Raw genomic sequence first — 11,788 nt, 5'->3', positions numbered from 1 at the left:
TTATTTAATTAGAGAAACCACTTTATCAAAAACTTCTTTTATACTAAGGTGAGATGTATTGATTATTACCGCATCATCTGCTGGTTTAAGAGGAGCTACTTTACGGTTACGATCTTGATAGTCTCTTTTTTCTATATCAGCTAAGATAGTTTCGAAATCTGGGTTTAATCCCTTAGATTCTAGTTCTTTGTATCTTCTTTGAGCAGTAATTTTAGTATCCGCATCTAAGAAAAACTTGTATTTAGCATTTGTGAAAACTACAGTTCCCATATCTCTACCGTCAGCTACTAAACCTTCATCAGTAGCAAAATCTTGTTGCTTTTGAAATAATATTTCTCTAACTTTAGGGTAAGCTGCAATTTTTGAAGCGCTCATACCTGTTTTTTCTGTGCGAATTTCTTTAGAAACATTATCTCCATTTAATAAACTATTTACTTCATCATTATTAATTTCAAAAGATATTGAAAGGTTTTTAAGAGTAGTACAAACATTTGTCTCATTATCAAGGTTTGTGTTGTTCTTTAGACAATGAAGAGCAGCAAGCCTGTATATAGCGCCACTATCTAAAAGTTTATAATTAAAGTGTTTTGCAAGTGCTTTTGCTAGTGTACCTTTACCAACGCCACTCGGGCCATCTATAGTTATAATTTTATGATTGTTCATTTTCAAAATCCTGCATAAATTTGACTAATTTTTTCACATCTTCTAAAGAAACAGCATTGTATAAGCTAGCTCTACAACCTCCGATCAATCTATGACCTTTTAGCCCATAAAACCCTTTTTTATCTGCCTCATCCAAGAATTTTTTTGTGAGCTCTTCATTTGTAAGTTGAAAAACTATATTCATGTTTGATCTATATTTAGCTTTTATAGTGTTTCTAAATATATTTGAATTATCTATGGTTTTGTAAAGTAATTCAGCTTTTTCGTTGTTAAATTCTTCAATTTTTTTAAGGTTACCGAAGTTGTTGATTAGATATTTAAGAGTTAACTCAAAAGTTACCCATGAGATGACAGATGGAGTATTATAAACAGATTTAGATTTTTCAGTCACCCAGTAATCAAGTACTATTGGTAGGTTAGCTTTTTTCTCAATAAGAGAGTTTTTAATAATAACTATAGTAACTCCAGGGATACCAGCATTCTTTTGAGCCCCAGCATATATAAGGCCATAAGTATCAATATTTAAAGGTTTAGATAAAAAACTAGAAGACATATCACATACTACTTCAGTATTACATGATTTAGCTAATTCATTTATTTGAAAACCATCGACAGTTTCATTATCTGTATAGTATATGTAGTCATACTTATCAGCTACAAACTTATCTTGGATATTATCATCATATGTTACAGCATCGACTTCTATAAATTTAGATGCTTCTTTTGCTGCTTTTTCTGACCATTGTCCACTACAAACATAAAGAGCTTTTTTGTACTTACTTGATAAATTCATTGGAATACCAGCAAATTGAGCAGTAGCTCCAGCTTGCATTAGTAATATAGAGTAGTCTTTAGGTATCTGTAACAGCTGGCGTAAACCAGTATCTATTGATGTATAAACTTCTTCAAAAGCTTTATCTCTGTGAGAAATAGAAAGTAAAGAAACACCTGTATTCTTATAGTTTACAATCATTGATTGTAGTTGCTCTATAATACTTTGAGGAACTACAGCAGGACCTGCACAAAAATTTGTTTTCATATTTAAATTATGATTTTGTAGAGTTCTTTGTATTTTAGCATATGTGGTGATTGCAGTTAAATAAAATATGTTTAGTATGTAACTTCAGTTATGGGGATGCTGATTTAATTAACTAGCTTTAAAATATAAACCTTATAGAAAAATCTAATTACAAATAAGCTCATTTAGGCTAAAATACATAGCAATATTCCCATATTTTAAAAATGATGATGACTGATATACATAATCATAAGATTTTAATTTTAGATTTTGGTTCTCAATATACACAGCTTATAGCTAGAAGAGTTCGTGAAGTAGGTGTTTTTTGTGAGATATTTCCTCATGATGTAGATCCTAAATTAATAAAAAACTACGATGCGAAAGGTATCGTACTTTCAGGCGGACCAGAATCTGTATATGATTCTGAGATAAAAGCTCCAAGTGTAGTTTTTGAACTAAATATTCCAGTGCTAGGTATATGCTATGGTATGCAGACTATGGTTATGCAACATGGTGGAGAAGTCAAAGGCTCTGATCAAAGTGAGTTTGGTAAAGCTATAATAAATATAGCACAAGATGAAAATAAGTTATTTGCAAAGCTAGGTTCTGAACAACTTGTTTGGATGAGCCATAGCGATAAAGTTACAGATACCGGTGAACATTTTGAGATAATTGCTTCATCTATAAATGCTCCAATTGCAGCTGTATCTCATAAAACTAAACCTTTTTATGGTGTGCAGTTCCATCCTGAAACTACTCATACAGAACATGGGCAACAGTTAGTTGAAAACTTTGTAGTTGAAATATGTAAGTGTGACACTCTTTGGAATATCGAAAATATTATTGAAAATGATATTGAAGAAATAAAAGAAAAAGTTGGAACTGATAAAGTTATTTTAGGCTTATCTGGTGGAGTTGACTCATCCGTTGTAGCTGCAATACTTCATAAGGCTATTGGAGATCAGCTTACTTGTATATTTGTTGATACTGGTTTACTTCGCTTAAACGAAGGTGATCAAGTAATGAAAGTATTTGCAGATCATATGGATATAAATGTTATCCGAGTGGATGCTGAAAATAGATTTTTAGATGCTTTAGCTGGAGAGAATGATCCAGAGAAAAAGCGTAAGATAATAGGTGGACTATTTGTTGAGATATTTGATGAAGAGGCTTCTAAAATTGAGAATGCTAAATGGTTAGCTCAAGGTACTATTTACAGTGATGTTATTGAATCAGCTGGTAATAGTAGCTCAAAAGCTCATGTTATTAAATCTCATCATAATGTTGGTGGTTTACCAAAAGAGATGAAGCTAAAACTTCTTGAGCCATTACGTGAACTTTTCAAGGATGAGGTTAGAAGATTAGGTGTTGGTTTAGGATTACCACATGCTATGCTATATCGTCATCCATTCCCTGGACCTGGCCTTGGTATTCGTATACTTGGTGAAATCAAAAAAGAGTATGTAGAAACATTACAAAGAGCCGATGCAATATTTATTGAAGAGCTTGTTAAGCACAATATTTATCATGATATATCTCAAGCCTTTGCTGTGTTTTTACCAGTTAAATCTGTTGGTGTAGTTGGTGATCAAAGAAGGTATGAGTATGTGATAGCATTAAGAGCTGTTGTTAGTATAGACTTTATGACTGCTACTTGGGCAAATTTACCTCATGATTTTTTATCATTAGTATCTAACCGAATTGTAAATGAAATAAAAACGGTTTCTAGAGTAGTCTATGATGTAACAGGTAAACCACCTGGTACTATTGAGTGGGAATAGTTTAATATTTTAGGTACTCAAATACTGGATTTAAGAAGATAGTATGCAAAAAAAATATGAAATTTTAGATGATATAAAAACTCCTGATGATTTAAAGTTATTAACAGAATGCCTGTTACAAAATTTATCTGCAGAATTACGTGAGTTTTTAGTTGATACATTGGATGTAAGTGGTGGGCATTTTGCTAGTAGTCTAGGTGCTACGGAGCTTACAGTTGCCTTGCATTATGTCTACAATACTCCTTATGATAACATCGTATGGGATGTCGGACATCAGACATATATTCATAAGATACTTACAGGTCGTAAAGATAAGCTTGTAACTATTAAAAAAGCTGGTGGAATTTCAGGATTTCCAAAGCGAGCTGAAAGTGAATATGATACTTTTGGTGTGGGTCATTCTAGCACTTCTATAAGTGCTGCTCTTGGTATGGCTATCGGTGACAGACTACAAAATAAAAATACTAAAACTGTAGCTATAATAGGTGACGGCGCTATAACAGGTGGTATGGCTTTTGAAGCTCTAAATCATGCTGGTGGTATAGATGAAGATATTTTAGTTGTTTTAAATGATAATGAAATGTCTATTTCTGATAATGTCGGTGGGTTATCTGCACACTTTAGTAAGATTATCTCAGGTGGTCTTTATAACTCTGTCAGAGAAAAAGGTAAAGAAGTTTTAAAAAATATCCCACCAATGTTTGAGTTTGTAAAAAGGTTTGAAACTCAGGCAAAGGGAATGTTTGTTCCTGCTAATTTTTTTGAAGACTTAGGTTTTTATTATGTTGGGCCAGTTGATGGTCATGATGTTGAAGATTTAGTTAAAACCTTAAAAATACTCAAAAAGCATAAAGGTCCTAAGCTTTTACATATAGTTACTCAAAAAGGTAAAGGTTATGAAAAAGCTGAATCTGATCCTATTAAATTTCATCATGTAGCACCAAGTTTTCATACAGGTTGTGATTCTGCAAAAACTTCGAAACCTAAACCTACATACTCAAATATCTTTGGTAATTGGATTTGCGAAAAAGCTGCAAAAGATACAAAGTTGGTCGGTATAACTCCAGCTATGAAAGAAGGATCTGATCTTATAAGGTTTTCACAAGAGTATGCAGATAGATACTTCGATGTAGCAATTGCTGAGCAGCATGCTGTTACATTTGCCGGTGGTTTAGCTTGCCAAGGTTTAAAGCCTGTGGTTGCGATCTACTCGACATTTTTACAGCGAGCTTATGATCAGGTTATTCATGATGTGGCATTACAAAATCTTGATGTATTATATGCTATTGATAGGGCTGGCCTTGTAGGGGCTGATGGTTCAACTCATGATGGTAGTTTTGATATTAGCTTTATGCGCTGTATACCGAATCATGTAATCATGACTCCAAGTAATGAAAATGAAGCACATCATATGTTTGAACTTGGATATGAATATAATGGTCCAGCTATGGTAAGGTACCCTAGAGGTGCTGGTACTGGCGAAGAAATTTCAGAATCATTAGATATACAGCTTGGCAAATCTAATCTTATTAAAAAAGGTAGTAAGTTAGCTATTTTAAATTTTGGTGCTTTATTACCTACTGCAGAAAAAATTGCAGATAAATATGATGCAACTCTTATTGATATGCGTTTTGTTAAACCTTTAGATGAGACTATAATCTCTGATATTTGTAAAACTCATGATGTAGTCATAACTATTGAAGAAAATACTATATCTGCTGGTGCAGGATCAGCAGTAAATGAGTATATTGTAGCTAATGATTTACAGCAAAATACTATAGTGCGTAATTATGGCTTACAAGATAAATTTTTGTCACATGGCTCTAAAGATTTACTTCTCGATGACAGTTGCCTTTCTGTTGATAAAATATCACTTGAATTAAGTAAACTAATATAAATAAATTTGGGTATAGGCAAGCTCATGTTAATTAAAGAGATTCTCCTAAGCTATTATAATACACAGGCACTATACGTAGCATCAGAACTTAAAATAGCAGACTTATTAATCAAAAAGCCTAAAGATATTTATTATTTAGCTAAGCAAGTTAATGTTAATCAAGAAAAGCTTTATAGGGTTATGAGATTTCTTGCCTCTATGGGAATTTTTAATGAGTTACCTAATAAAGTTTTTATTAATAATAAAGAATCTCAATATCTACTAACAGCAAATGATTATTGCTTGAACGATTTTATAAAGTTACATGCTGAATATTTTTATAAATCAGCTTCTAATTTGCTAGAAGGAATTCAAGATAAAGGTATCCCTTTTAAGTTAGAGTTTGGTGATAATGTCTGGCAGTTTTTAGAAAAAAACAATGATATAAATAAAGTATTTACAAATGCAATGTCTCAGAATTCAAATATTTATGTTGAGAGCCTTCTTAATGTTTATGATTTTTCTAAATATAAAAAAATAGTAGATTTAGGAGGAGGGGTAGGAAATCTTTTAGTGGCTATACTAAATAAATATAAGGATACATCAGGTATTTGTTTAGATTTACCTATGTTAGAGATTAGAGCTAATAATCTTATAAATAAAGAGAATTTAGCTGAAAGATGTAGTTATGTTACAGGTAATTTTCTAGATGATATACCTACTAATGCTGATTTATATATTCTCAAAGCAATATTACATGGTAAAGATGACCAGTTATGCAAAGATATTTTGCTTAATTGTATTCAAGTATTACCAGAAAGAGGTAAGATATTAGTGATAGATAGAGTAATTATCTCTCATGATAAAAGCTATAAAGATGGCTGTATTAATGATATAAATATGCTGAATGTTTCTGCTGGATATGATAGAACTCTTAATGAATTTACATCACTTTTTTTAGATGTAAATTTGAAAATACAAAATCTTTACCAGATTGAACAATCGCTGTTTGCGATAGAACTTTCTAGATAACTTCTTTATAATCTTTGTAAATAGAATACTCAAAAGTTTTAGTTTATGAAAAAACTACTTATTTTAGCTATAATTGCCGTATTTAGCTATTTTGCTCACTCATATTTTACAGGTTCGAATAATAATTGGAAAATTATAAATGCCAAGCCTAGTGGTAAAACTATAGTAGCTTTTGGTGATAGTCTAACAGCAGGGTACGGAGTTAGTAAAACAGATAACTACCCAGCTCAATTATCTAAACTCATAGGTAAGCCAATAATAAACATGGGTATATCTGGAGAGACTACCTCTGAAGCACTTGCTAGGGTAGATAGTGTCGTGGCTAAAGATCCTAAGCTTGTTTTGATAACATTAGGCGGTAATGACTTAAAGAAAAAAATACCTGCTCAAGAAGTTTTTGCAAATCTTAAGAAGATTGTCGAAATATTGCATAAACAAGGAGCATTAGTTGTTATATTGGGTATAGATATTCCGTATTTTAGTAGTGATTATGCTGATGATTATATCCAGTTTGCAAAAGATAACGGTTGCTTACTTGTGCCGAATATTTTATATGGGTTATTTGGACATAGTAACCTGATGGTAGATAGCGTACATCCTAATGCAAAAGGTTATAAAATAATAGCTAATGAAATTTATCCAATTATTGAAGGGTATCTATAAGTTTTTTTCAAAATGCACTTAAAATTAGTGTTTTATATGAGACAAGAGTATACTGTTTATGTAGTATTTAAGTTATTACCTGGAGAGCTTATGAGTGATATAAAAAAAGTAGCTGATTTAGATATCGAGATAGAAAGAGATGGTTTTTTGCGTTCATTAATTAATCATTTAACAGGTGTTCTTCAAGACACTGTTGGCTTAGAAGATTCGAAAGGGTTTATCTCTGTTGTTGGTCAAGTCATGGGTGAAGAAATGAATGCGGAATATAAAGAAGCCCTATCTTTAGAAAAGTTACCTAAAAATGTTCTTGCTCAAGTTTTGGTTGATTTAAAAAAGCGGATTAAAGGAGAGTTCTATATTATAGAAGAAACTCAAGATAAAATAGTTTTAGGTAATAAAAAGTGTCCTTTCGCTGAAAAAGTGATTGGGCGACCTTCATTATGTATGATGACAACGAATGTTTTTGGTACAATCGCTGCTGATAGTATTGGTTATGCAAAAGTTTCAATAGATGAAGCCATAGCTAATGGTGATAAAGAATGTAGAGTTACGGTTTGGTTAAACTCTCAGTCAAAAGAAGCTAATGCTGCAAAGGGTAGAGAATTCATCGGTGATTAAATATGGACTATAAAGATGTTTTTAAAGTTTTAGCTAGAGTGAGTAAAAAGCCAGTTTTATTAGTAAATCTTGATGCCAAAATTTTAGAATATAATGAGATTTTTTCAAATATAAGTCATAATGTATGTGAAACGATTAATAACGAATCTTTTCTAAAACTAGATGCTGCAATCTCATTTAAGAAATATCTTAAAACTGCCTCAAAAAGCTTAAATCTTATTAATAGTGGTGCATCTATTAATGGCAAGCAATATATTTTAGAATGTGCTCGATTTATGCCTGAAGGTGGAGCGGGTGTTTTATTGTTATTGTATATTAATGAAAGAACATCAGTAAAAGAGAAGTTTCGAGAGTTAAATGATATTTACAATTTTTCATATGATGTAGCAAAGAATAAGTCTTTAGAAAAAAAATTAATAAACCAAGCTAAAGAAATTGAAAGATCTGAGAAAGAAATTTCAAAACTATTTAAAGTTGATGGTGTTACAAAACTCGCTACTAGGGATTATTTTTTAGAAGTTTTAAAAGAATCAATACAAGTAGCTAATTTATTAAAAAATAAATTAGCTATCATATATTGTGATGTAGATAATTTTAAAAAAGTAAACGAAAGGTATGGTCGTTGCTTTGGTGATAAGTTATTAAAAACTATTGCAGATAAAATAAAATTAGCAGTCCCGCAAAATACTATCGTATCAAGGTTTAATGCAGATCAATTTGTAATTATGTTGAAAGATAATAAACATGTGAGTAAATTTGAGACATGTTTACAAAAATTAGAAAAAATATTTTCAAATAAGATTATTGTTGAAGGAATTGAGCTATACAATACAGCAAGCTTTGGTATTGTTTTTTACCCTGAAGAAGGTAATACAGCTGAAACTTTAATAAATAATTTAGAGCTGACTAAAGATAAAGCAAAAGCTATGATGGGCACTAGTAGATGCTATTTTTCCAAAGAAATAAAAGAAAATTATTCACGCTTTAATAAAATAGAAATAGGACTGCGTAAAGCCATAGAAAATAATGAGCTATTTTTAGTCTACCAACCGCAATATTGTCTTAAAGAAAAAAGATTTTCTGGGATAGAAGTTCTATGTCGATGGAATGATGAACATTTAGGTACGGTTTCTCCTGCTGAATTTATACTTGTCGCAGAAGAAAGTATCCTAATCAAAGATTTGACAGTATATGTCTTTAAACTAGCTCTTTCTAAGTTTAAAGACTTATTAGAAAGAAACCCTATTCTTAAAGATATAGAGTTATCTCTAAATGTATCAACTGTTTATCTTAATGATAAAACGGCTTTTAATGAGTTAATGGATTTAGCTAATAACTCAGGTGTTGATTCAAAAAATATTTGTTTTGAAATTACAGAGACTGCTTTAATGGAAAATACTAAAGTTGCAGTTGACCTTCTTAATAAGTCTAAAAGAGTGGGTTATTCACATGCTATTGATGATTTTGGAGTAGGGCAGTCTTCACTTAGTTACTTAAGATCATTACCTGTAAATCAGGTAAAAATTGATGGTAGTTTTATTAGAAATATAGATAAAAACAAAGGTGATTTAACTATAGTGAAAGCAATTATAAACTTAGTATCGACTCTTGGGTTTAAGACTGTTGCTGAGTGTGTAGAAACGAAAGAACAGTTAGAACTTTTAAAAGAAATAGAGTGCGATAGTATACAGGGGTATTATACTGGAAGACCCATGTTAATGAGTGAATTAGAAAAAATTATTGTTGATAAGCTTGAGTATTAGAATGTGTTTTAAAGATCTTCACTGAGTCTTGTTAAACCATTTTTAGGCATCAAATGTTTGATGTCTAACCCTAGATTCCTACGGATAAATGCTAAAGAGAAGTATCCTCGGATAAATTTATTACCTTTATTATCTTCATCATACACTATGATATGATGTCTATCAGAGTTGATCAGTGTGTTCAAGATATGTCCGATTTTAGCACCTTCGACAATTGGGTATGAGATAGTATTCATCTGTGCTAAATTAATCTTGGCATCATTAGCAACCATATCTGACATTTTAAAGCCTTCATCAGCAGCTCTTTTTAAAATAGCTCTACCCTCAAGGTAGTGTAAAGCAATAGTTCCTACAACTTTGTTGTCTGTGTTGGTAACTAAAGCGAGATCTTTAAAGTTGCTTATAAGTTTTTTCTTAACATCAGCTATTGGCATATCAGCTGGTACAGTTAAAGCTTTATGCTTTTTATAATCTCTAAATATTTTTAAAGCCGGATCATCTAAGTATAGAAGTGTTGCGGCATCATTTGTTAGATACTCTATAGATTTAACATTGTCAAAATGTGATAGTTCAAGTAGTTTGAATTCTTTTAGTTCCATGAAATTCCTCATTAAAATAATAAGTAAAGTTTATACATTGATTGTAGACAATAAGAGGTGCTTTTTCAAAGTTTATTTATCACCAAGTTCCTTTATTTTCCATGCTTAACCATGGATCAGCAGGTTTTAAAGATTCACCTTTCTGAAGAAGTTCAATTGAAATGCCATCAGGAGATTTTATAAAAGCCATATGTCCATCTCTAGGAGGCCTATTTATAGTAACTCCTGCATGCATAATTTTTTCACAGGTTTTATAAATATTATCAACTAAAAATGCTAAATGGCCAAAGTTACGGCCATTAGAGTAGCTCTCTTTTCCGCCCCAATTATATGTAAGTTCTAATGTCGGAGCTTTTTCAACTTTAGCTTTTTCATAGTCTTCTGGTGCACATAAGAATATTAAAGTAAATTCTCCTTTGTCATTATCATAACGACTAACTTCTTTTAAACCTAAAACATTACAGTAAAAATCAAGTGATTTTTCTAGGTCTTTAACACGAACCATAGTGTGTAAATACTTCATTTTATCTCCGTTTAATATATTTAATTATGATAATAATATTATACTAAATTAGATGTTATAATACTAACAAAGCCTAGATGTGATAATACTATGATCGAAACAGATAGAATAATCTCAGCAAATATAACTCAGTCGAATGACGAGAAAGTTATTGATCGAGCAATTCGTCCGAAAACTTTAGCTGAATATGAAGGTCAGCCCGTTGTTCGTGAACAAATGGAAATATTCATAGAGGCTGCAAAATCACGAAATGATGCCTTAGATCATACACTTATATTTGGTCCACCAGGTCTTGGTAAAACAACATTATCAAACATTATAGCTACTGAAATGGGTGTGGAACTTAAACAAACTAGTGGTCCTGTACTTGAAAAAGCGGGAGATTTAGCTGCACTTTTAACTAATCTTGAAGAAAATGATGTCTTGTTTATAGATGAAATTCATAGGTTAAGCCCGGTTATAGAAGAGATTCTTTATCCTGCAATGGAGGATTATCAATTAGATATAATGATTGGTGAAGGCCCAGCTGCAAGATCTATCAAAATTGATCTGCCTCCGTTTACACTAGTAGGAGCAACTACAAGAGCCGGCCTTTTAACATCACCACTTCGTGATAGATTTGGGATTATCCAGCGCTTAGAGTTTTATTCTATAGAGGATTTATCTAAGATAGTATATAGATCAGGAGAGCTTTTAGAGTTAGATATAACAGAAGATGGAGCAAAAGAAATTGCTAAACGATCACGAGGAACACCTCGTATAGCAAATAGACTTTTGCGTAGAGTAAGAGACTACGCTCAAGTTAAAAGTGACGGTAAAATTACTTTAGATATTGCAGATAAAGCGTTAGGTATGCTAAAAGTTGATCCGGTAGGGTTTGATCATATGGATCATAAGTATTTGCTTACTCTTATGGAAAAGTTTGCTGGTGGGCCTGTAGGTTTAGATACTATGGCAGCAGCGTTAAGTGAAGAAAAGGGGACCATAGAAGATGTTATAGAACCTTACCTTATCCAGCAAGGTTATATAATGCGTACAGCAAGAGGGCGTATAGCTACTTTAATGGCGTATAATCATTTCAAGTTAAAGATTCCTGATAGCTTGAATGCTACTAGTCAGCAGGATTTATCTATTTAATATAGATACTTATCTAAAATTATTATCATTCTTACGATTGACACGATACATCTTTTGACTGCTTTAGAAACTCTTACCTTTGTGGGAATGATAGTGAGTTGCAATTTAAGTAGCA

At 31.7% G+C, this 11,788-nt stretch carries 11 protein-coding genes; 7 read left to right on the top strand and 4 right to left on the bottom strand.

Annotated features, from left to right (window positions below; genetic code table 11):
* Both cmk and serC read right to left on the bottom strand, forming a co-directional pair.
* Window positions 1-663, bottom strand: a complete 663-nt coding sequence (cmk, locus tag CDH04_RS05555) for a (d)CMP kinase (protein ID WP_112870088.1) — start codon at window positions 661-663, stop codon at window positions 1-3.
* Complete coding sequence (gene serC, locus CDH04_RS05550; RefSeq protein ID WP_112870087.1) at window positions 650-1,702, bottom strand: 3-phosphoserine/phosphohydroxythreonine transaminase; 1,053 nt, start codon at window positions 1,700-1,702, stop codon at window positions 650-652. Before serC ends, cmk begins: the two co-directional genes overlap by 14 nt.
* Before the next feature lie 209 nt (window positions 1,703-1,911).
* On the opposite strand from serC, the gene guaA reads away from it, so the two are divergent.
* The 6 genes from guaA to CDH04_RS05520 are packed head-to-tail and all read left to right on the top strand — an operon-like array spanning window position 1,912 to window position 9,414.
* On the top strand, window positions 1,912-3,462 hold the full coding sequence (gene guaA, locus CDH04_RS05545; RefSeq protein ID WP_112870905.1) for a glutamine-hydrolyzing GMP synthase: 1,551 nt from the start codon (window positions 1,912-1,914) through the stop codon (window positions 3,460-3,462).
* A gap of 43 nt (window positions 3,463-3,505) precedes the next feature.
* The gene (gene dxs, locus CDH04_RS05540; protein WP_112870086.1) at window positions 3,506-5,359 is read left to right on the top strand and encodes a 1-deoxy-D-xylulose-5-phosphate synthase; all 1,854 of its coding nucleotides are present in this window, start codon (window positions 3,506-3,508) and stop codon (window positions 5,357-5,359) included.
* A gap of 24 nt (window positions 5,360-5,383) precedes the next feature.
* A complete protein-coding gene (locus tag CDH04_RS05535) occupies window positions 5,384-6,370 on the top strand; it encodes a methyltransferase (RefSeq protein ID WP_112870085.1) in 987 nt (328 codons plus the stop codon).
* Between the two features lie 45 nt (window positions 6,371-6,415).
* Complete coding sequence (locus CDH04_RS05530; protein ID WP_112870084.1) at window positions 6,416-7,033, top strand: arylesterase; 618 nt, start codon at window positions 6,416-6,418, stop codon at window positions 7,031-7,033.
* A 12-nt stretch (window positions 7,034-7,045) separates the two neighbouring features.
* Entirely contained in the window at window positions 7,046-7,651 is a 606-nt protein-coding gene (locus tag CDH04_RS05525) for a methanogen output domain 1-containing protein (protein WP_244909956.1), read from the top strand.
* A 2-nt stretch (window positions 7,652-7,653) separates the two neighbouring features.
* Entirely contained in the window at window positions 7,654-9,414 is a 1,761-nt protein-coding gene (locus tag CDH04_RS05520) for a putative bifunctional diguanylate cyclase/phosphodiesterase (RefSeq protein ID WP_112870083.1), read from the top strand.
* An 8-nt stretch (window positions 9,415-9,422) separates the two neighbouring features.
* Here CDH04_RS05520 and CDH04_RS05515 read toward each other — a convergent pair whose 3' ends face one another.
* Window positions 9,423-10,013, bottom strand: coding sequence for a CBS domain-containing protein (locus CDH04_RS05515; RefSeq protein WP_112870082.1), 591 nt, complete (start codon window positions 10,011-10,013; stop codon window positions 9,423-9,425).
* Window positions 10,014-10,092: 79 nt separating this feature from the next.
* Window positions 10,093-10,536 carry a lactoylglutathione lyase gene (gloA, locus tag CDH04_RS05510; RefSeq protein WP_112870081.1) on the bottom strand — a complete coding sequence of 148 codons (444 nt, stop codon included), beginning with the start codon at window positions 10,534-10,536 and terminating at the stop codon, window positions 10,093-10,095.
* A gap of 90 nt (window positions 10,537-10,626) precedes the next feature.
* Here gloA and ruvB point away from each other — a divergent pair, with 90 nt between their 5' ends.
* The gene (gene ruvB, locus CDH04_RS05505) at window positions 10,627-11,673 is read left to right on the top strand and encodes a Holliday junction branch migration DNA helicase RuvB (RefSeq protein ID WP_112870080.1); all 1,047 of its coding nucleotides are present in this window, start codon (window positions 10,627-10,629) and stop codon (window positions 11,671-11,673) included.
* The last annotated feature ends 115 nt before the right edge of the window (window positions 11,674-11,788 follow it).

Origin of the sequence: Francisella adeliensis (genome assembly GCF_003290445.1) — a bacterium.
In the GTDB taxonomy this organism is placed as follows: Bacteria; Pseudomonadota; Gammaproteobacteria; order Francisellales; family Francisellaceae; genus Francisella; species Francisella adeliensis.
The sequence above is the reverse complement of the archived record's forward strand: the minus strand, read 5'-3'. Positions and strand labels throughout refer to the sequence as shown.